The 21,022-nt window shown below is 60.2% G+C and carries 22 protein-coding genes; 14 read left to right on the top strand and 8 right to left on the bottom strand.

Translation table 11 applies throughout. From position 1 onward, the window contains the following. Positions 1-18: 18 nt before the first annotated feature. From FHX05_RS24140 to modC, 4 genes are all read left to right on the top strand, one after another. Complete coding sequence (locus tag FHX05_RS24140) at positions 19-600, top strand: nicotinate-nucleotide adenylyltransferase (protein WP_244441482.1); 582 nt, start codon at positions 19-21, stop codon at positions 598-600. Positions 601-1,159: 559 nt separating this feature from the next. Further along, entirely contained in the window at positions 1,160-1,957 is a 798-nt protein-coding gene (gene modA / locus FHX05_RS24145; RefSeq protein WP_183874999.1) for a molybdate ABC transporter substrate-binding protein, read from the top strand. 85 nt (positions 1,958-2,042) lie between these two features. Continuing rightward, complete coding sequence (modB, locus tag FHX05_RS24150; RefSeq protein WP_112338664.1) at positions 2,043-2,744, top strand: molybdate ABC transporter permease subunit; 702 nt, start codon at positions 2,043-2,045, stop codon at positions 2,742-2,744. Beyond that, complete coding sequence (gene modC / locus FHX05_RS24155) at positions 2,741-3,814, top strand: molybdenum ABC transporter ATP-binding protein (RefSeq protein ID WP_183875000.1); 1,074 nt, start codon at positions 2,741-2,743, stop codon at positions 3,812-3,814. The genes modB and modC overlap by 4 nt, the downstream gene beginning before the upstream one ends. Here the strand turns inward: modC and FHX05_RS24160 are convergent, their stop codons facing one another. Then, positions 3,815-4,198, bottom strand: a complete 384-nt coding sequence (locus FHX05_RS24160; RefSeq protein ID WP_183875002.1) for a winged helix-turn-helix domain-containing protein — start codon at positions 4,196-4,198, stop codon at positions 3,815-3,817. A gap of 171 nt (positions 4,199-4,369) precedes the next feature. On the opposite strand from FHX05_RS24160, the gene FHX05_RS24165 reads away from it, so the two are divergent. The 7 genes from FHX05_RS24165 (at position 4,370) to FHX05_RS24195 (ending at position 10,770) form a co-directional block, all read left to right on the top strand. Continuing rightward, positions 4,370-4,669: a DUF1330 domain-containing protein gene (locus FHX05_RS24165; RefSeq protein ID WP_183712861.1), complete on the top strand. Its 300-nt coding sequence runs from the start codon at positions 4,370-4,372 to the stop codon at positions 4,667-4,669. A 158-nt stretch (positions 4,670-4,827) separates the two neighbouring features. Further along, positions 4,828-5,274 (top strand): ribosome silencing factor, encoded by a 447-nt coding sequence (gene rsfS, locus FHX05_RS24170; protein ID WP_112338642.1) that lies wholly within the window; start codon positions 4,828-4,830, stop codon positions 5,272-5,274. A gap of 115 nt (positions 5,275-5,389) precedes the next feature. Continuing rightward, positions 5,390-5,872, top strand: coding sequence for a 23S rRNA (pseudouridine(1915)-N(3))-methyltransferase RlmH (gene rlmH / locus FHX05_RS24175; protein WP_183875004.1), 483 nt, complete (start codon positions 5,390-5,392; stop codon positions 5,870-5,872). Between the two features lie 186 nt (positions 5,873-6,058). Continuing rightward, on the top strand, positions 6,059-7,489 hold the full coding sequence (locus FHX05_RS24180) for a peptidoglycan DD-metalloendopeptidase family protein (protein WP_246699068.1): 1,431 nt from the start codon (positions 6,059-6,061) through the stop codon (positions 7,487-7,489). After that, positions 7,479-8,807 (top strand): S41 family peptidase, encoded by a 1,329-nt coding sequence (locus tag FHX05_RS24185; protein ID WP_015341735.1) that lies wholly within the window; start codon positions 7,479-7,481, stop codon positions 8,805-8,807. The genes FHX05_RS24180 and FHX05_RS24185 overlap by 11 nt, the downstream gene beginning before the upstream one ends. 216 nt (positions 8,808-9,023) lie before the next feature. Then, complete coding sequence (locus FHX05_RS24190; protein WP_183875008.1) at positions 9,024-10,217, top strand: divergent polysaccharide deacetylase family protein; 1,194 nt, start codon at positions 9,024-9,026, stop codon at positions 10,215-10,217. Between the two features lie 13 nt (positions 10,218-10,230). After that, the gene (locus FHX05_RS24195) at positions 10,231-10,770 is read left to right on the top strand and encodes an RNA pyrophosphohydrolase (RefSeq protein ID WP_183875010.1); all 540 of its coding nucleotides are present in this window, start codon (positions 10,231-10,233) and stop codon (positions 10,768-10,770) included. Between the two features lie 136 nt (positions 10,771-10,906). Here FHX05_RS24195 and bfr read toward each other — a convergent pair whose 3' ends face one another. The 5 genes from bfr to FHX05_RS30485 all read right to left on the bottom strand — a co-directional run bounded on the left by bfr (position 10,907) and on the right by FHX05_RS30485 (position 17,724). Continuing rightward, positions 10,907-11,392, bottom strand: coding sequence for a bacterioferritin (gene bfr, locus FHX05_RS24200; protein ID WP_041678027.1), 486 nt, complete (start codon positions 11,390-11,392; stop codon positions 10,907-10,909). Continuing rightward, positions 11,358-11,669, bottom strand: a complete 312-nt coding sequence (locus FHX05_RS24205; RefSeq protein ID WP_246699069.1) for a (2Fe-2S)-binding protein — start codon at positions 11,667-11,669, stop codon at positions 11,358-11,360. Before FHX05_RS24205 ends, bfr begins: the two co-directional genes overlap by 35 nt. 139 nt (positions 11,670-11,808) lie before the next feature. Then, a complete protein-coding gene (locus tag FHX05_RS24210) occupies positions 11,809-15,276 on the bottom strand; it encodes an error-prone DNA polymerase (protein ID WP_183875012.1) in 3,468 nt (1,155 codons plus the stop codon). Beyond that, complete coding sequence (locus FHX05_RS24215) at positions 15,273-16,703, bottom strand: DNA polymerase Y family protein (protein ID WP_246699076.1); 1,431 nt, start codon at positions 16,701-16,703, stop codon at positions 15,273-15,275. Before FHX05_RS24215 ends, FHX05_RS24210 begins: the two co-directional genes overlap by 4 nt. A gap of 40 nt (positions 16,704-16,743) precedes the next feature. Continuing rightward, the gene (locus FHX05_RS30485; protein WP_246699070.1) at positions 16,744-17,724 is read right to left on the bottom strand and encodes a hypothetical protein; all 981 of its coding nucleotides are present in this window, start codon (positions 17,722-17,724) and stop codon (positions 16,744-16,746) included. Positions 17,725-17,998: 274 nt separating this feature from the next. Between FHX05_RS30485 and FHX05_RS24220 the strand changes: the two genes are divergently transcribed. Continuing rightward, on the top strand, positions 17,999-18,436 hold the full coding sequence (locus tag FHX05_RS24220) for a metallopeptidase family protein (RefSeq protein WP_015341742.1): 438 nt from the start codon (positions 17,999-18,001) through the stop codon (positions 18,434-18,436). A 49-nt stretch (positions 18,437-18,485) separates the two neighbouring features. Here the strand turns inward: FHX05_RS24220 and FHX05_RS24225 are convergent, their stop codons facing one another. Both FHX05_RS24225 and FHX05_RS24230 read right to left on the bottom strand, forming a co-directional pair. After that, the gene (locus tag FHX05_RS24225) at positions 18,486-18,692 is read right to left on the bottom strand and encodes a DUF1737 domain-containing protein (RefSeq protein WP_069611395.1); all 207 of its coding nucleotides are present in this window, start codon (positions 18,690-18,692) and stop codon (positions 18,486-18,488) included. Positions 18,693-18,729: 37 nt separating this feature from the next. Continuing rightward, positions 18,730-19,674 carry a CoA ester lyase gene (locus FHX05_RS24230; RefSeq protein WP_183875016.1) on the bottom strand — a complete coding sequence of 315 codons (945 nt, stop codon included), beginning with the start codon at positions 19,672-19,674 and terminating at the stop codon, positions 18,730-18,732. Positions 19,675-19,785: 111 nt separating this feature from the next. Between FHX05_RS24230 and FHX05_RS24235 the strand changes: the two genes are divergently transcribed. Both FHX05_RS24235 and leuD read left to right on the top strand, forming a co-directional pair. Further along, complete coding sequence (locus FHX05_RS24235; protein ID WP_041677743.1) at positions 19,786-20,022, top strand: hypothetical protein; 237 nt, start codon at positions 19,786-19,788, stop codon at positions 20,020-20,022. Between the two features lie 185 nt (positions 20,023-20,207). Further along, on the top strand, positions 20,208-20,816 hold the full coding sequence (leuD, locus tag FHX05_RS24240) for a 3-isopropylmalate dehydratase small subunit (protein ID WP_015341746.1): 609 nt from the start codon (positions 20,208-20,210) through the stop codon (positions 20,814-20,816). Positions 20,817-21,022: the final 206 nt, after the last annotated feature.

Below are 21,022 nucleotides of genomic sequence, written 5' to 3' on the forward strand. Positions count from 1 at the left end.
GATCAACGCTATCTGCGCATGCCCCATGCCGAGCGCGGCATGGTGGTCGGTCTTTTCGGCGGCTCATTCAACCCGCCGCATGAAGGCCATGCACTCGTCGCCGAGATCGCCATCCGCCGGCTGGGCCTTGATCAGCTCTGGTGGATGGTAACGCCGGGCAACCCGTTGAAGAGCCGCAATCACCTGGCGCCGCTTGCCGAGCGCATCGCGCTCAGCGAGCAGATCCTCCACAATCCGCGTATCAAGGTGACAGCCTTCGAACAGACGCTGGGCATGAGCTACACGGCCAATACGCTGGCGCATGTGAAAGCGCGCAACCGCCATGTCCACTTCATCTGGATCATGGGCGCCGACAGCCTGAACACGTTCCATCGCTGGCAGAAGTGGCAGGAAATCGCGCAAACCTTCCCGATCGCCGTTATCGACCGGCCGGGATCGACGCTCTCCTACCTCTCGGCCAAGATGGCAAAGACTTTCCACTACGCCCGCGTCGACGAAGATGATGCCCGCGTACTCTGGAAGAAGCGGGCGCCGGCCTGGACCTTCATCCACGGACCACGCTCAACGCTGAGCTCGACGGCGTTGCGAGCCGCACAATAATCTCATCGATCTTTTGGAAAGGTCTGGAAAATAAAAAGCCCGACGCGGGAGGAGGTGCGTCGGGCTTTTGAACCTGATCAGCAACTGGGAGGAGGAGAGTTGCTGATCCATATCGGACGGCATTGGGAGGAGGAGATCGCCGTCTCGATGATTATGTTGTACCAGATTTCCCCGATTGATAAATGGGCGATTGCGCAATGCAGCAATGCATATAACGCATGGCTACGGAAATTTTCTGCCCAAAAAACGCTTCTTTTGCAAATTGAGCGCCGCTTGATTTTCAGTGTCCGGACTTAATTCGGCGAAAGAATGACGCGAGACCCCACGGTTCGTAACGTTATGTCTCGCTTCGTGAGCGTTCGCCAATTCACTGGGCAAAGTCAGTCATGCATTTTTGTAATGCCCAAAGCCGTTCATATGCGCTGCGCCACGGAAAATCCATAGAATTCGTAGGGTTACGCGACCTTATCTCGATATATTTTTGCGAACACATCCCTAGCCAAGCTTCGTCCGTCGTTATATCTCTCGAAATATGTCGACATCTTTGGGGAGAATTGAAATGACCACCAGCCGACGCCAATGGATCAAGCTTGCAACCGCAGTAGCATCAGCTGCATGGCTCGGCCTTTCGGTCATTCCAACACCGGTGTTAGCCGCCGACAAAATCGTCGTCTTTGCCGCCGCCAGCATGAAGAACGCGCTCGACAACGCCGATGCCGCCTTCACCAAGGAAACCGGCAAAGAGGTTACCGTCTCCTATGCTGCGAGCGGTCCGCTTGCAAAACAGCTTGAAAACGGCGCGCCGGCCGATGTCTTCATCTCCGCCGACACCAACTGGATGGATTATGTCGCGGGCAAGAAGCTGATCAAGGACGACAGCCGCGTCAACCTGCTGGGTAACAAGCTCGTTCTCGTCGCCGCCAAGGACAAGGCGAAGCCGGTCGAGATCAAACAGGGCTTCGATCTGGCTAGCCTGCTCGGCGACGGTCGCCTGGCGATGGGCCAGCCGGAATCGGTTCCGGCGGGCAAATACGGCAAAACGGCGCTGGAAAAGCTCGGCGTCTGGTCGTCGGTTGAAAAGAAGGTCGCTGGCGCCGAAAGCGTGCGCGCGGCCCTTGCCTTGGTTTCGCGTGGCGAAGCGCCCTATGGCATCGTCTATCAGACCGATGTCTCCGCCGATCCGGGCGTTGCCGTCGTCGGCACCTTCCCCGCCGACAGCCATTCACCGATCGTCTACCCGATCGCCATCACCAGCGGCAGCAAGAACCCGGATGTACAAGCCTATTTCAATTTTCTGAAATCGGCTAAGGCTGTTCCCTTCTTCGAGCATGAGGGCTTCACCATCCTGAAGCAGTGAGCGTCATTGCCGCTGATTGGGCAAGGAAGGTTCAATCATCAGGCTCGCCGGTCGTGGCGGGCCCGAGATGTTTAAGGGGCGGGATTTGGACGCGTTGGGTTTAAGCAGCGACGAATGGACGGCCATAGAGCTGAGCCTGCGCGTTTCCATCGTCGCCATGCTGGTCAGCCTGCCCTTCGGCATCGGCGCAGCACTTCTGCTTGCGCGTGGCCGCTTTTGGGGCAAGTCGATCCTCAATGGCCTCATTCACCTGCCGCTGATCCTGCCGCCCGTCGTCACCGGCTTCATCCTTCTCATTCTCTTCGGCCGCAAAGGGCCGATCGGATCTTTGCTCGAGCAATATCTCGGCCTCGTCTTCTCCTTTCGCTGGACGGGTGCCGCACTTGCCTGCGGCGTCATGGGCTTTCCACTGATGGTTCGGAGCATTCGCCTGTCGGTCGAAGCCGTCGACCGCAAGCTGGAGGAAGCCGCCGGCACATTGGGCGCCAGCCCCATCTGGACCTTCGTGACCGTGACGCTGCCGCTGATCCTGCCGGGCGTCATCGCCGGCATGATCCTCTCCTTCGCCAAGGCCATGGGTGAATTCGGCGCCACTATCACCTTCGTCTCCAATATTCCTGGCGAGACACAAACGCTGTCTTCGGCGATCTACACCTTCACGCAGGTTCCAGGCGGCGATGCCGGCGCCATGCGCCTCACCATCGTCGCCATTGTCATTTCCATGGCGGCGCTGCTTGCCTCGGAATTCCTTGCCTATCTCGCCGGCCGCAGGGTGGATTTCGAATGACGTTCTCGGTCGATATCCGCCACCGCCTCGGCACCTTTTCGCTGGAGGCTGCATTCACCTCCGATGGCGGCGTGACAGCTCTTTTCGGCCGCTCCGGCTCGGGCAAGACGTCGATCGTCCGCATCATTGCCGGCCTGACGCGCCCTGATCACGGCCATGTCAGCCTTGACGATACCGTGCTCGCCGATACGACCAAGCAAATCTTCGTGCCGCGTCACCGCCGCCGCTTCGGCTATGTCTTTCAAGAGGCACGCCTGTTCCCGCATCTATCCGTGCGGCAGAACCTGAATTACGGCCGCTGGTTCGCACCCAAGAGCGAGCGCGGTGAAAGCTTTGACGGGGTCGTCGATCTTCTCGGCATCGGCGCGTTGCTCGATCGCAGGCCGGCCAAACTTTCCGGCGGCGAGAAACAGCGCGTCGCGATCGGCCGTGCCCTACTCTCTTCGCCGCGGCTCCTGCTGATGGACGAGCCGCTTGCGGCGCTCGATGAAGCCCGCAAGGCGGAAATCCTTCCCTATCTCGAACGGCTGCGCGACGAGACGAAGATCCCGATCATCTATGTCAGCCACTCCATCGCCGAGGTGGCACGCCTTGCCAACCGCGTCGTCGTCATGCGCGACGGCAAGATCGAGACGATCGGCGCTGCCGTCGACATCTTCAGCCAACTTTCCGGCCCGCTGGCGGCGGATCGCCGCGAAGCCGGTGTGCTGCTGGAAGGCCGCGTCGAGGCGATCGACGATCGCCATCATCTGACAGTCGTTGCTCTGAAGACGGCAAAGCTCTTTGTGCCGGGCCAGACGGCGGCTGTCGGCAAGACCGTGCGCGTCCATATTCCTGCCCGCGACGTCATGCTGGCAACGACGCGGCCGGAGGGCCTGAGCGCCTTGAATATTCTCGATGGCAAAGTGCTGGGAATCGGCACGGCGGCTGACGGGGCGACTGAGATCAAGGTCGATTGCGGCGGCGACATCGTCACTGCCCGCATCACACAATTCTCGGCCGAAAGACTGGGGCTGCGCATCGGGCTGCCGATCCATGCGGTCATCAAGACCGTGGCGCTCGAACATTAGTCAGGATTTCTTCGCAGAAGCGTCCGCCGAGCTCCGATTGGCTTCGAGCCAGTTCAGGTCATCGGCTATTGCCGCTCGCAGCGTCATTTCCATACCGCGAAAGCGCCTCAACAACTCCTCGCCGAAGGGCGTCAGGGCAGCGCCGCCACCTTTTTGACCACCACGCTGCGATTCCACGACCGGTTCGCGAAACATGTGATTGAGTTCGCTGATGAGCAGCCAGGCCCGGCGGTAGGACATATCCATGGCACGGCCGGCGGCCGAGATCGAGCCGGTCTCCTGAATATGCTCGAGAAGCTCCATCTTGCCGCGCCCAAGCCGATCCTGCCCCGAAAAGCTGATGCGGAGAATGGGCTTCAACGGTGGCTGCGGAACATCTGTCATGGTGTCTGTAAGCAGTTGATATCTGCGTAATCTATACGTGGCCTTCGTCCGGCTGTACATGCCGACGGAAATGGACAAGCGGTTGAATCGGCCTATCTGATCTTCAAGAAAAAACGCATTGGCGCGCGAGTACGGACAGCGCCAGCCTTGAGGTTTGAGAGGACGAAACCGATGCCAGCCTATATCATTTCCGATGTCACCGTCAGGGATAGCGAAGCCTTCCAGACCTACCGGACCCGCGCGGCTGCCTCTATCGCCCGGTATGGCGGCCACTATCTGGTCCGTGGCGGCCCGATCGAACGACTGGAGGGCGATTGGTCGCCGAATGCGCTCGTGATCGTGGAATTTCCGGATGTGGAACGAGCAAGAGCCTGGTACGGCTCGTCGGAATATGCGCATGCTCTCGAGGTCCGCGACCAAGCCCTCAGCCGCAACCTTATTCTCGTCGATGGAGTGCGCCAGGAAGGCTGATTTCCGTCTTCGGCATGAATATTCGCCCATATCTGGTGCGAAAGCGCACTATTCAGACACAAATCCTTGTCCTGAATGGCCGAAGTTGCCGGCCTGCGTCTTGAAACCTTAATGCTTTGATGCCTATCTTTGTAACGTGATCGACTCAGATCATTCACGTGCATGTTCTGTTACTCAAGGAAGGAAGAGCACTGACAACAGTACACGCCAAGGGAAGAACGCCTGTCGTTATCCCGAAGAGCTCGGAACGTGGCGCCGATGCCGCTGCCCGCGCCCTGCAAGCCGTCCTCGCAAGCCTCGAGGACTCCAAGGCCGAAAATATCGTCACCATCGACATTGCTGGCAAGTCTGCGCTTGGAGACTACATGGTCGTCGTCTCCGGCCGATCGAGCCGCCATGTCCTGGCGATTGCCGACCATCTCATGACCGATCTCAAGGACGAGGGCTTCGGCAATGCCCGCGTCGAGGGTCTCGATGGCGGCGACTGGGTGTTGATCGACACCGGCGACATCATCGTTCATGTCTTCAGACCCGAGATCCGCGAGTTCTACAACATCGAAAAGATGTGGGCAGCACCCGATCTCGACGAAGGCACGCTGCACTAACCGACGCCAGGAACACTTTCCCGGCCCCGTACGCAGCCTTACATCGCCGGAGATGAGCCTCCGGCAAGAGTTTCGTTTTGTGCCGCCATGACGGCGGATGTGCGTGGGAGCGGGAATGCGGATAGGTCTTTTTGCGGTGGGACGGCTGAAAGCCGGCCCTGAAAAGGATCTTGCGGCTCGCTATCTCGACCGTTTCGCCAAGGCGGGGCCGGCCATCGGCCTGGAAATGGCGCGCATGACCGAGGTTGCAGAAAGCCGCGCCTCCAATAGCGAGACCCGCAAGCGCGAAGAGGCGGGCCTGCTGAAGAAGGCGCATCCCGAAGGCGGCGTCCTCATCCTTCTCGACGAACGCGGCAAGGCGCTCGACAGCGAAGCCTTAGCCGCCATGCTCGGGGCATACCGCGATCAGGGCAAGCGCGACCTGACGATCGCCATTGGCGGCGCCGACGGCCTTGACCCCGCCCTCTACGACAAGGCCGACCTGACCATTTGCCTGGGCAAGCTGACCTGGCCGCACCAGCTCGTGCGCATCCTGATTGCCGAACAGCTCTACCGCGCCGTGACCATCCTCTCCGGGCACCCCTACCACCGGGTGTGATTGCTTCATCCGTTTTGAAAACAGTTTGGCTTTCGCCGTTTTTGCGTTAACGGAACGCTCACACAGGCGTGTTTTGATTCCCGCCCTGAAAATGACGATGCTTCCTGGATGATCACGGCAAATCAGCTTATTTTCGCGTGATCTGAGGGACCAGGCCGAACCGACTGGATGAGAAAAGCCCCGCCCATGCTTTCGCGTATCGTGCTGCCAGCTTTGGCGGCAACGCTCAGCATGGGCGTCTATATGGCAGGCCCTTTTTCCCAAGAAGACGTCGCCCTCGCCCAGGAAACCGATACCATCACTGCGCAAGCACCCGACGATCGCTCTTCTACACCGCCGTCCGCGCAGGAGGCGCCTGACCCGGCGGCGGACCTTGCCCGCAAGCGTGACGAAACCCGCGCGCAGCTCGATGCGCTTTCTAAGACGATCGGTCTTTCTTCCGGCAAGACGAAGGAATTGGAAGACAGCATCGCTTCCCTCGACAAGAGCACTGCCAGCCTGCGCCAGGCGCTGATCGACAGCGCCGCCCGCCGCAAGGAACTGGATCGCAAGATCCAGCAGAGTGAGAAGACGCTGACGAATCTTGCCGTCAAGGAGGATAAGATTCGCGCTTCCCTGCATGATCGTCGCGCCCTGCTGGCTGAAGTGCTGGGTGCTCTCGAGCGCATGGGACGCAATCCACCGCCGGCATTGCTGGTAACGCCGGACGATGCGCTCGCCTCGGTGCGCAGCGCCATTCTTCTCGGCGCCGTCGTACCCGGAATGCGTAAGGAGACGGACAAGCTCATCGCCGATCTGACCGATCTCAGCAAGTTGCAGGCCGATACCGCCGCCGAAAAGGCCAGCTTCGCCGCCACCGTGACCAACAGTCTGGAGGAGGAGCGGCGCATGGATCTGCTGATTGCGGAGAACGACAAGCACAGCAAGGAAAATACGGCCCAGCTCGAGGCGGAGCGCAAGCGCGCGGAAGAGCTGGCGGGCCAGGCAACCAGCCTGGAAGGGCTCGTCGCCTCGCTGGAAAGCCAGATCGGCTCCGTACGCGACGCTGCCGCTGCTGCCCGCGCGGAAGAGGCGCGCCGGGCGCAGATGAGCGAACAGCAGCGCGAGCAGGCGAAGGCCCTTGCCGAGAACGGCGTGCCCGATAAAAACCGCATTACGCCCGCATATCCCTTCTCAGACCTGAAGAAAAAGTTGGAGTTGCCCGTGGCGGGCGATATTATCCGCCAATTCGGCGACGACGATGGCACCGGCCACACCGCGATGGGACTGACCGTTGCGACCGGCCCGGAAGCACTCGTCACGGCTCCCGCCGACGGCACGGTCGTCTATGCCGGCGCGTTTCGCAGCTACGGACAGATGATCATCCTGGATACGGGCGACGGCTATCACATGGTGCTGTCCGGCATGGACGCGATCAAGACGCGCCCAGGCAGATTCGTCTTCGCTGGCGAGCCGCTTGCCACCATGGGCCAAAAAAGAGTCGCGAGCGCGACCGCATTGGCGCTGGAAACGGATCGGCCAACGCTTTACATTGAATTCCGAAAAGATGGAAAACCAGTCGATTCTCGGCCCTGGTGGACCTCCAAAGACACTGGAAAGGCACGCAATGATACGTAGGGCTTCTCTTGTTCTCGTCGGCGCATTGATGGGTGCGACCGCGATGGGCGTTATCTACTCGGCGGTAGCGCCGGCGGAAGCCGCTGGCACTTCCACTTACAAGGAGTTGTCGATTTTCGGCGACGTCTTTGAGCGCGTCCGCGCGCAGTATGTGACTCCTCCCCAGGAAGACAAGCTCGTCGAAGCCGCCATCAACGGCATGCTGTCTTCGCTGGACCCGCATTCGAGCTACATGAACGCCAAGGATGCGGAAGACATGCGCACCCAGACCAAGGGTGAGTTCGGCGGTCTCGGCATCGAAGTGACGATGGACAACGATCTCGTCAAGGTCATCACCCCGATCGACGATACGCCTGCCGCCAAGGCCGGCGTCCTTGCCGGCGACTATATCACCGCCATCGACGGCCAGTCCGTCCGCGGCCTGAAGCTGGAAGACGCCGTGGAAAAGATGCGCGGCCCGGTCAAGACGCCGATCAAGCTGACGCTGCTGCGTAAGGGCGCGGACAAGCCGATCGAGCTCACGGTCATCCGTGACGTGATTGCCGTTGCCGCCGTCAAGTCGCGCGAGGAAGGTGGCGATGTCGGCTATATCCGCATCATATCCTTCACCGAGAAGACGACCCCGGATCTCGAAGCCGCGATCGCCAAGATCAAAAAGGATATCCCGGCCGACAAGCTGAAGGGCTACGTCCTCGACCTACGCCTCAATCCGGGCGGCCTGCTCGATCAGGCAATCAACGTTGCCGACGACGTGCTTGAGCGCGGCGAGATCGTTTCAACACGCGGCCGCAACCCGGACGAAACCCGGCGCTTCAACGCCACCCCAGGCGACCTGACCGACGGCAAGCCGATCATCGTGCTCACCAACGGCGGCTCGGCCTCGGCTTCGGAAATCGTCGCAGGCGCCTTGCAGGATCTGCGGCGCGCCACCGTGCTCGGCACACAGTCGTTCGGCAAGGGCTCTGTCCAGACGATCATCCCGCTCGGCGACGGCAACGGCGCGCTGCGCCTGACGACGGCCCTCTACTACACGCCGTCGGGCCGCTCGATCCAGGGCACCGGCATCACGCCTGACATCAAGGTCGACCAGCCGCTTCCCGACGATCTGAAGGGCAAGCTGACGACGGAAGGCGAATCCAGCCTGCCGGGCCACATCAAGGGCCAGAGCGAGACCGACAAGGGCTCCGGCTCTTCAGCCTACGTGCCACCGGATCCGAAGGACGATATCCAGCTCAACTACGCGCTCGACCTGCTGCGTGGCGCGAAGACGGACCCAGCCTTCCCGCCGAACCCCGAAAAGGCGGTTTCCTCCAAGTAAGGATTGGCGCCGGGCTGGAAGCAGACCCGGCGCTTTCATGATGAGGGAGCGGGGCGCGCATATTGTCCCGCTCTTGTCGGTCGGTCTCTGAATCCGACGTCGCTCGGAACAGGCTTGTTCATGTTTTAGCACTTTGAGTGCCGCGGGCATTTTTCCGCTTCGCCGTGAGCGATATGCTCGAGGCCAATAGGTTTTCCGCTTGGGGTGGATTGAAGCTTGGGAACGGATTTGCATGCACCGTTGGGACAAAATCGCGGCCCCGGCCGCCAGCGGCGCTCCATCCCCTTTGGACGCATTCTCGGCGGCTTCTGTCTGATCGCGATCGCCGGCTTTTCGCTCTATTCGGCGCTGATGCGCGATCCCCTGCAAAAGACTCAGCCTGTCGAAACGGCAAAGAAGGAAAATCCGGCACCTGCAGCCGAAACCAAGCCGGGGAGCACCGAACAAACCGGTCAAGCTGGATTGACCCAAGTCGACCCGCAATCCGGCGCCAATACCACGCGCGTGGTGACCGGCGACGGTTCGGTCGTCACCATGTTCAGCCCCAGCAATCGCGATGGCAGCGGCCCGGTCTTGATCAACGCCAATCAGGTGGGGCAGGATCCGCGCATGGCTGCAACGCCGAATGACAGCCTGCTGGAAGATTCGCCCTTCGGCAGGCTGCCGATCACCTCGCCAAGCGGTCTGCGGCCGATGGATCAATATGCGCGGCCCTGGTCCGGCGCGCGGGGCACCCGTATCGCTATCGTCGTCAGCGGCCTTGGGCTGAGCCAGACCGGCACGCAACGCGCCATCGAGAAGCTGCCGGAGGAAATCACCCTTGCCTTTGCCGCCAGCGGCAATAGCCTGCAGCGCTGGATGCAGGAAGCAAGGCGTGGCGGCCACGAGATCCTCATCCAGGTGCCGTTCGAGCCGTTTGACTATCCCGGTAACAATCCCGGACCGGATACGCTGCTGACTTCGCTGCCATCAGCCAAGAACATCGAAAACCTGCATAAGGCGATGGGCAAGATCACCAATTATACCGGCGTCATGAACTATCTCGGCGGCCGCTTCCTTGCCAATCCCGGCGCTATGGAACCCGTGCTGCGCGACATCGGCAAGCGCGGCCTGCTATTCCTGGACGACGGCTCATCCGCCCAATCGAAGTCCGGAATGCTTTCGAAAACACTGGAAGTGCCGCACGCTTTTGCCGATATCCAGCTTGACGGAGAGCTGCAGCAGGACGCTATCCTCAGGAAACTCGACGAGCTCGAGCGCATCGCCCGCCGCAACGACTCTGCGATCGGCGTCGCTTCCGCCTTCGATGAAAGTGTCGACGCCATCAGCAAATGGAGCGAGGAGGCCGCCATGCGCGGTATCGAAGTCGTCGCGGTCTCGGCGCTTGCCGAGGATCCCAAACACCCCTGACCTGGAGAAAAAGATGAACACGCCCCATGCGACCGTGAAAGCCGGAGACCTGCCTTACCGTCCCTGTGTCGGCATCATGATCCTGAACCGGGAAGGCCTGGTCTGGGCTGGTCGTCGCATTCCGGTCGGCAATTCTGAATATGACGGCTCGCCCCAGCTCTGGCAGATGCCGCAGGGCGGCATAGACCTGGGCGAAGACCCGCTGAAAGCGGCCTATCGCGAATTATACGAAGAAACGGGCATGAAAACCGTGACCTTGCTCGCGGAAGCCATGGACTGGATCAATTACGATCTTCCGCCGCAGCTGATCGGCATCGGCCTCAAGGGGAAATATCGCGGCCAGACGCAGCGCTGGTTTGCCTTCCGCTTCGGCGGCGACGAAGGTGAGATCGCCATCAATCCGCCGCCGGGCGGCCATGAACCGGAATTCGATGCATGGGAATGGAAGCCCATGGCGGTGCTTCCCGACCTGATCGTTCCCTTCAAACGCTCGGTCTACGAGCAGGTGGTTTCGGAATTCAGCCACCTGGCCAATCTGAAAGCCGAAGACTGAAAAAGAAGGCCAGCCGCGGAAGGGCCGATTCATAAAGCAATTCCAGGAAAAGTTTGCGCGCTCTTCCTGGAATGGGTGAAAACAAAGAAATGGAGCGGTTCAGAGATTTAAAAACTGAGCCGCTCCAGTATGTCGCTTATTCCGCGGAATCGGCGGAGTCGGCATTAAGCTGGCCGTATTTGGCTTCGCCGATCTTGTCGAGCAGTTCGAGCTGGGTTTCGAGGAAGTCGATATGGCCTTCCTCATCCGCCAGAAGCTCTTCGAACAGCTTCATGGACACATAGTCGCCGGCATCGTGACAGATGTCGCGGGATTTCTTGTAGGCCGTGCGTGCGTCGTATTCGCCGGCGAGATCGGCTTCCAGCACTTCCTTGACGTTCTGACCGATGCGCAGCGGCGCGAGCGTCTGCAGGTTCGGATGACCTTCGAGGAAGATGATACGGGCAACGAGGCGGTCGGCGTGCTGCATCTCCTCGATGGATTCTGCGCGCTCTTTCTTGGCAAGCTTGGTGTAGCCCCAGTCTTCGAGGAGTCTGTAATGAACCCAATATTGGTTGACTGCGCCGAGCTCGAGGAAGAGTGCCTCGTTAAGCCGCTCGATGACCTTTTTGTCGCCTTTCAATGTCCGCTCTCCTGTTGTCTTCATGGAATTTTTTCAGGCGGGACATGAAATCAAATATCTCCGCTTCCGTCGAGTGGCGGCGGGCATGATAATCCTGGGTTGTCTGTATAATGATATCAACGACATTCGGGAAGCAGCCGCAGCAACGGCCGCGCTTTTCCATCGCGTGATAAACCTTGGCGGGAACGATGAGCTGCCAACAGTCCTGATCAAGGAACTCGTTGATGACGTCCCGGATTTCTTTGTCGGTGATGTAATTACAACTGCAAACCAGCATTCTTCGCTCAGCCCGTCAAACATGACATTTGCTGTCTTGTTATCTGCTAAAGAAGACGCTCTTTGTCAAGAAAGAAACGATTCGGATCTCGTCCGTGGGCCGAGTTCCGAAGCTTTTGCCCGATACGAAGCTCGCAATCTCAATGGAAATTGCGGCCTCGCGGCATAACTTTCGCCGTTTCGGCACCATGGCTGCGGCCTTCCGTCGCTGCCCCCACACCAGAAGAAGGCGCCAGAAAGACGGACTTCCGCTTCTGCCTGTGATCCATGGTCGGCCGCAGGGCCTCATCCGCCCGGTCGCTGACACCAAACCGTCGCGCCTCGCGCTGCAGAATACCAAGTGCCGGCGTCATATCCTCGATATGATCGACCACCACATGGATGACGCCGCTTTCGCTCTGCAGCCGGCCACGGATCTTGACCAGCCGCGCGCCCATCACGATGGCGCGGTACTTCTCGAATTTTTTCCGCCAGACGATCGCATTGGCGACACCGGTTTCGTCCTCCAGCGTCATGAAGATCACCCCCTTGGCCGAACCCGGCCGCTGGCGCACCAGCACCAGCCCGGCGATCGTCACCATGCGGCCGCTGGCGATACCGGGCAAATCCCGGCTTTGCACGATCCCCTGCCGGGCGAAATCGGTACGTAGGAAGGAAACCGGATGCGCCTTCAGGGATAGCGACAGATAGCGATAATCCTCGATGACCTGCTCGCCAGGCAGCATTTCCGGCAGCGTAACCGCCGGCTCGACCTGCAGCTCCGCATGGTCGCCGAGATCGAAGAGGGGAAGCGTTTCGGCGGCACTGCCGGCATCGAGCGCCCGCACAGCCCAAAGCGCCTCACGACGGCTGAGGCCGATGGAACCGAACGCATCCGCATCCGCCAGGCGCTCGATCTGCGCCTTGGCAAGCCCGGAGCGCAGCCAAAGATCGCGCACGGACCGATAGCCATCGCCCCGGCGCTCGACGAGCTGGTTCATCTCCTCCTCGGACAGACCCTTGACCTGCCGGAAGCCGAGGCGGACGGCACATTGCGTCTTGATATCATCGCGCATCGACGCATGACGCGGCTCGATCGCGCCCGGATCGAAACGCGCCTTCTCCAGCAGGCAATCCCAGCTGGAACGATTGATATCTACCGGCCGCACCTCGACGCCATGCTCGCGCGCATCGCGCACAAGCTGCGCCGGCGCATAGAAGCCCATCGGCTGGGCATTGAGGATCGCCGCACAGAAGACATCCGGATAGTAGGTCTTGAACCAGGACGAGGCATAGACGAGCAGAGCGAAGGACGCCGCATGGCTTTCAGGGAAACCATATTCGCCGAAGCCCTCAATCTGGCTGAAACAGCGTTCGGCAAAGTCCTGAGGATAGCCATTCGCGACCATGCCCGAAACCAGATCCTTTTTGAATTCATCGACCCTCCCCGTTCGCTTGAACGTCGCCATGGATCGGCGCAGCCGATCGGCCTTGGCGGGCGAAAATCCGGCCGCGGTAATGGCGATCTGCATCGCCTGTTCCTGAAACAGCGGAACCCCCAAAGTTCGCTCCAAAACAGCCTTCAACTCCGGACGATGATATTCGATCGGCCGCTTGTGAAGATCGTCATCCCGCCGCTTAAGGTAAGGGTGAACCATGTCTCCTTGAATGGGGCCGGGGCGAACGATCGCCACCTCAATGACCAGATCATAGAATCTGCGGGGCCGCAGACGCGGCAGCATGCTCATCTGCGCCCGGCTTTCGATCTGAAAGACGCCGATCGTATCGGCACGGCAGATCATGTCATAAACCGGCTTGCCATCCGGATATTCCTTGCTCCCAAGATCGGCGAGCGCCTTCTTCACATCGTAATGCAACAGCAGGAGGTCGAAAGCCTTGGCGAGACAGGTCAACATGCCGAGCGCAAGCACGTCGATCTTCAATATGTTGAGATTGTCGAGATCGTCCTTGTTCCACTCGATCATGTAGCGATCGTCCATCGCCGTATGCATGATCGGCACGACCTCATCCAGCCGATCCCGGGTGATGACGAAGCCGCCGACATGCTGGGTCAGGTGCCGCGGAAACCCCATCAGCGTCGAGGCATAGGAAAGGACGTTGCGTGTCGTCTTGTTCGTGAGATCGAGGCCGGCAATCTTCGCCTCACGCTCGGACAGCTCCTCCGTCGACCAGCCCCAGACACCGCTTGCAAGGGCCGACTGCACATCCTCCGACAAACCGAAGGCTTTCGCCACTTCGCGGCCGGCCGAGCGCGCCCGATAGCTGGTGACCGCCGCGGTCAGCCCGGCATGCTCCTTTTTGTAATGCCTGTAGATGAACTGAATGACTTCTTCGCGTTTCTCATGCTCGAAATCAACGTCGATATCAGGCGGCTCCTCGCGCTCCGTCGAGATGAAGCGCTCGAAAAGCAGGCTTGTTAATTCGGGATTGACCTCGGTAATCCGAAGGCAATAACAGACCGTCGAATTGGCGGCCGATCCGCGCCCCTGACACAGGATATTCGCACTGCGGGCAAACTCCATGATGCGGTGCACCGTCAGGAAATAAGGCTCATATTGCCGTTCCCGAATGAGCTTGAGCTCATGCTCGATCTGCGCCGAAACCTTTGGCGGGATCCCTCCGGGAAAGCGCCACTCGGCGCCCTCCCATGTCAGCCGCTTCAGCGTCTCCGCAACGGTCTCTCCAGGAACGCTTTCGTCGGGATAATTGTGTTTTAGCTCGTCCAGTGAAAAAGAGAGCCGGCTAAAAAACTTCTGCGTATTGGCTATAGCCTTCGGATAATCCCGGAACAGACGTGCCATCTCGGCAGCGTCCTTCATGTAGCGCTCGGCGTTCGCTGCCAGTTTGAAACCAGCCTCGGCGATCGATACATGTTCGCGGATCGAAACGACGATATCGGCAAGCGGCTTGCGCTCGGTCGCATGATAGAGCGGCTGATTGCTGGCGATCAGCCGCACGCCATTGCGCTGCGCCAGGATGGAAAGCGTGGCGAAGACCATCCGGTCCCGCCCGTCATAGGCCGGCGACAGGACCATGTGGAATTTCCTGCCGAAGCGCATCCATAACCGCTTCAGGCATTGCTCCAGCTTTTCCTGCCCTTCTTGCGTCTCGACACTTGTCGCATCGGGAATAAGCGCCAGCATCATCTCGTCACCCCATTCCACGAGGTCGCTTTCATTGAGGATGCAGGTGCCTTTTTCGCCGCGCAGATTACCGGCGCTCAGCAGCCGGCAGAGATGCGCCCAGCCCTTTCGGTTTTCCGGATAGGCAAGAATGTCAGGTGTACCGTCCGAAAACACAAGGCGCGCGCCAGGCTGGAAAGGAACCGGCTTCAGAAGCGGCTTTTCTGGCTTGCCCTTCGCCTGAAGCTCCAGGTTCTTCTCAATGCCCTCCTTGTACTTCTCCCGGAGAAGCTTGGTATGCGCATGCGCCTTGACCACGCCGGCAACCGAATTGCGGTCGGCGATCCCAAATCCGGAAAGTTTCAGGATGGCGGCCTGCGCCACGATTTCCTCCGGATGTGAGGCACCTTCAAGAAAGGAGAAATTCGTTCTCACGCCGATCTCAAAGAAGGGTACGGGTTCGTGAAAGCTCGGGCGCGCGTTCATGCGAAGACCCCGTGCATGTACCAATCCGGCGTTGTGCCGCCTCGGCCATAGAGCCCCTTGCGGAACAGCCAGAAACGATGGCCCTCCTCATCCTCGACCTGGAAATAATCGCGGGCAGGCTCTTCCTTTTCCTCGACCCACCATTCCGCCGAAAGCCGCTCCGGCCCTTCGGCCCGGCTGACCCGATGCATCACCCGCCGCCAGCGGAACTGCCGGGGAGGGCCGTCGGGCACTTCGGCAGCAATGGTTTCGACCAGCTCCGGCATACGAAACAGCCGGAGCGGCCGTTCGCCGCGGAAGAAACCATGATGGCCGGCATCCTCCTTACCTGTGCGCCGCTTCGAGGCGAGGATAGCCATGGCCGGCAGCGGCCGCACGGCCCGCTCAGGGATATGGCTCTGCCGCAGCTCGAACCCTTGCAGACAGTCCGGCCCCAGCCGGGCGGCCACACGATCCACGAAGGCGGCAAGAGATCCTTCCTGGCGGTCTTCTCCGACAAAATCGCCTTGCATGGCATCGAAGGGCGCATGCTGAAGCACATTGAGGCGGATGATTTCGAAACCGTAACCGACATCGAGATCGTCATGAATGGCGCCGAAGCGCTCCGTGAACAGGCTGGCGATCCGGTTCGGCTCCCGCAGTGGTTGCGATGCGCCGGCCGCGATACGGAAAACCGCCCCATCCACCCGGAAAAGCAGAAGCTCGAAGGAACGGCCGCCGACGCCGCGCGCCTCCAGCCTCGGCTTCAGGGTTTCGGCAAGCTGGCGGGCAAGCTGAAGAATATCCTCTTCCGCCTGCACCGGCTCGGCAAGCCGGCGCTCGGCTGACAATTGCGCGACCGGGCGACGCGGCGAAATCGGTTCCTCGACGAGGCCGACAGCCTGATCGAGCCGCAACATTAGCTGCGCACCGAAACGGCGGGCAAGCGGCGCACGCGGTGCTGCCAGAAGGTCGCCGACCTGCTTCAGGCCCATCTTCTGCAAAGCGGCGACAATCTCCTCGCCAAGCCGAAGACATGCAACCGGCAGCGGTGCCAGTGCCTCTTCCATGGCTTCAGGCGGAACGATGCGGCTCTCGTCAAAGCGGGCGACGGCCCAGGAGAGGCCGGGCGCAGAGGAAATGGCGCCGCGCACATCGAAGCCCAGTCGGGAAATCCGGATCAAGATATCCTCGAGCAGCGCCTCTTCGCCGCCGAAAAGATGGGCGCAGCCGGTAATATCGAGAAAAAGGCCGTCCTTGCCGTCGATCGCCACCAGCGGCGTATAGCGGTCGCACCAGTCGGCGATCGCTTCCAGAAGCTTGCGATCCGCGACCGGATCCTCCTCGACGACATCGAGATCAGGACAGATCGCCTTTGCCTCGGCCACGCCCTGACCCTGCTTCAGGCCGATCATTTCAGCCCGTTCATTGAGCGCAGTCAGCCGCATGGCATTGTTGAGCTTGCCGGCACAGGCAAGCGGCGGCGCTTCAAGCCTGCCTGTCGAACGCCAGGACAGACCCCAGCGCTTGCGCGCGATCCGATCGGTCGGCAGATGCGGGAAGGTCAGCGCCAGAATGCGCTGCGTGTTCGCCGGGAAAGGCGGGGTACTGAACATCGGAGACAGGGGCAAAGCGGCGGTCATGGGCATTCCACTCCAGGGTTATGGAAAGAGGCGCCGGGTTGCGGCTCTTTTCCAAGGTCAGACGAAAAGCCGGGTGACCGATGCTGCCGCCAAGCACCGATCCGTCCGGCAGGGGCCGCGCCTGTGCCGGCGCGGGTTCGACGGAAAAGCGGAAGAGGGCGCTGCTTGCTTCCTCCTCGCCTCCCTGTCGCAACAGAAACAAGGGCCGTCCCGCCGCCTTGGCCCTCAGCGCCAGCCGCCGGCTTTCGGTCAGACCGAAACGGGCGGGATTGCCGCGCACTTCCAGAATGACGACGGCAAAGGCAGCACTGCCAAGGGCTGCTTCCGCCACCCAGAGCGCATCGTCGAGCTTGCGCGGCGACGCCTGCAGGAGAGCCTGAGGCTCCAGCCCGAAATCGCCGATGCCGATGGCATAGGGCAGGCCTGCCTCCATCGTTGCCACCGTATCGCCGATCCATAGGACCGGAGACTTGGCCACGGTCTTATCCGATGCTCGCGTATACAGTCTCGCCGCAAGCGCAAGGGCAAAGCCGCTCGCCGCCCCGGCATCGCGCAGGCCGAGCGAGCGGATTTCCGTCAGCGCATCGAGCGGCAAACCGCCTTGCAGCGCCGCATCGAGCTCATCGACGCCGATCTGAAGGAGCGACTGTTCAAGCGTAGGCTCAGTAGGCAGGGATTTCGCAATACCCATCGCCTCCCTCACCGGCTTGTCTGCCAAAGCCTCATGCGCCGAGGCTGCCAGTGCCGGGATCGGCCTGCCTTCCAGTCGGGCAATGGTTTCACGCAGGGCAAAAAGCGTTTCCCGCGCCACGGCAGCCTCGGCCATGACGTTCACTCCAGATCGATAATGTTCCTGTTATGTTCTTATGGATTCCAGAGCTTGGAGAAAGAGTCAACACCATTTCATAAGAAAATATTCCTGTGAACCGAGCCAGATGATTTCGGTCTGTCGCCCGAAAATTCGAATCCGCTCTAGAATCAAAAAAGTAGAGCATGATGTCGATCGAAAACCGCTCAAACACTTTTCGGCATCACGCTCTATTCCGCTCTCGTAAAAGCAGCGCAAAGTCTCTATATGACCAGCCAAGGAAGGAATATTCATGGCTCGCGTTGACCAGAGCGAAGATTGGCGGGATCGCCATTCTCCCTCCATCAGCACATTCGAATCCCTGGCAATGGAGGCTTACAGCCACTTGCCGGAGGAATTCCGCTCGCTCACCGGCAACCTCGTCATTCTCATCGAGGATTTCCCGGATGACGAAGTGTTCGAGGATATGGCGCTGGAAACCCCCTTCGACCTGCTCGGCCTTTTCGAAGGTCGCGGCATCTCGGAGCGCTTTACCGCCCAGACCGGCGATATGCCCAATAAGATCCGCCTCTATCGCCGGCCGATCATCGACTATTGGGCTGAAAACGACGAAACTCTCGGCGACATCATTACCCATGTCCTGATCCACGAGATCGGCCACCATTTCGGCCTGAGCGACGAGGACATGGAGCGTATTGAGGAAAGTGCTGAGGAAGCGACGGATCGGTAATACCAACCCCGATCGTAAGCCAACCTGGGCGAAGAACTTCAGTTACGGCTTACTGCTCCGAAAGCTTCATATCCGGATCGTAATCCTTGCCGGCAACGTCCTTGACGACGGCCTGGCCGCATTCCATACGCCCGCTTGCAGAATTGAAGCCATAGGTCGGCGAGCCGTATAGCTCCCAGCCCTTGTTCAGCGCCGCACTGACCTTGTGGCAGAAGGAAGCGTCATCGGGGCCGGTGAGGAAGCGGTAGAGTTTCATTAGGGCATCTTTCGTATTTGGCCGGGCAATTCGACGGTCAGACCTCGGTGCGGGGCGCCGCTGCCGTGCCCGAAGAGCGCTGTTCGATCAGGCGAGCTTTATGAATGAGTCTTTCCGCCTGGACAAGGTGCAGCCGCTCCACCATCCGTCCGCCGAGGTTCACGACATTGAGAGTGGCGGCATCGGGTGCGGCAAAAGCCGCAATGATGGCTTCGGCCTCGGCAATGGCAGCCTCAGCCGGGCCGAAATGGCGGTTGGCCGCCTCGATCTGGCTTGGATGGATCAGCATCTTGCCGGCAAAGCCCATGGCGACACCCTGGCCACATTCGGCCTCAAATGCCTCAGCATCCCTGAAATCGTTGAAGACGCTGTCGATCGCCTCAAGGCCGTAAGCGCTGACGGCCAATATCACCTGCATCAGCCAGGGCACGAGATAGGGGCGACCGGGCTGCGGCAGAACGCCCGTTTCCTTTCTGAGGTCGTTGAGACCGACGACGAAACAATCGAGCCGGCTTCCTGCCGTGCGCCCGGCTTCGGCGATCGCCGCCGCATTCAGGATGCCGCGCGGCGTCTCGATCATGGCCCAGATACGCAAGTCTTCCCGTGCATCGGCTTCCGCAAGCCGGTCACTGACATCGCTCACGTCCTGCGGCTCGTCCACCTTCGGCAGCAACACCGCATCCGGCTCCACCTCCGTAACCAGCGCCAGGTCATCGGCACCGAAATTGGAGTAGAGCGCATTGATACGGATGATCCGCTCCTTGCCGGGAAGCGGCGAGACCGCAAAGAAGGCCCGGAGATTCTCCCGCGCCTCGGCCTTTTTCTCCGGCGAAACCGAATCCTCGAGATCGAAGATGACCGCGTCGCATTCGAGGCTCGAAAGCTTGTCCAGCGCGCGTCGGTTGATAGCGGGAACGCTCAAGACCGAGCGGCGCAGACGAGCGGGACGGGACGGGGGGTTTTGGCTCGCAGATTGGCTCATTGTGCCGTTTTGCCGCGCTTTTAATCGGCAGGCAAGTCAACAAAAAGCCATGCTCCTCTTGCAGATGACAATCATGAGGGCCACATTGCTTGATGTAGAGAGGTCTCGACCATGCAGAATATCCGTTCCCTGTTCATCGCGCTTGCCGGTATCACCGTGTTTGCAGCTATGGCGCTGTTTACCGTTTCGGTCACGCTCGCCGTCGGCGCTATCCTTACCGTGCTGATGGCAGCCCGCGCGATTTCGCTGCGCATGAAGCCGGCCCCGGTGCACGCCAAGGCGAAGACGAACGGCCAGCGCGAAATGCGCATCTGGAACGACGGTCGCGGCACGATCATCGACCTCTAGGATTGAAAGCAGGGCAGGGTGGTCTATCCGGCGGGCCTATGTGTGCGATCAGGCCGCGTCCTGAAGGGCACGAGGACCCAAAGCGCCGCGTTTTAGAGCATTTCCAAGATTTTCCTTCATTTCGGGCCGGATTTGCTCTATTGGCAGGATAATTCGTGCTTAGACGAGAATGAAGGCAGGACCCCATGGACAAGTTCGTGAAGTTGACCGGTGTCGCAGCACCCCTCCCGGTCGTCAATGTCGATACCGACATGATCATCCCGAAGGATTATCTGAAGACCATCAAGCGCACGGGTCTCGGCAAGGGGCTCTTCGCTGAAGCCCGTTACAATGAAGACGGTTCTCCGAACCCGGATTTCGTGCTGAACAAGCCGGCCTATCAGAATGCCAAGATCCTCGTCGCCGGCGATAATTTCGGCTGCGGCTCCTCGCGTGAGCATGCTCCGTGGGCGCTGCTCGATTTCGGCATCCGCTGCGTTATTTCGACCAGCTTCGCTGACATCTTCTACAACAACTGCTTCAAGAACGGCATCTTGCCGATCAAGGTCAGCCAGGAAGAGCTCGACAAGCTGATGGACGACGCCTCGCGCGGCTCCAACGCCATTCTGACGGTCGATCTGGAAAACCTCGAGATCACTGGCCCGGACGGCGGCTCGCTGAAGTTCGAACTCGACGAGTTCAAGCGTCACTGCCTGCTGAACGGCCTCGACGATATCGGCCTGACGCTGGAAAAATCCTCTGCGATCAGCGACTTCGAAAAGACGAACGCCGCATCGCGCCCCTGGGCTGCCTGATCGGTCTTTCCCTTATCGCATGTTTCGAAGCCGGGCCTTGCGCCCGGCTTTTTTCATGCCGGGCATAATAGTCCCCTCTCCCCGCCTGCGGGGAGTGGGACTATCCCGCAATTATCACAGCCCAGGAGCGGAGACCGCAAATCCCGCGAAAACAGCTCAGACGCCGTCTTTCCCGCCCGCTGTAATATGATCGACAAGAAGGAGGT

The organism is Rhizobium sp. BK491, assembly GCF_014194925.1.
Classification (GTDB): Bacteria; Pseudomonadota; Alphaproteobacteria; order Rhizobiales; family Rhizobiaceae; genus Rhizobium.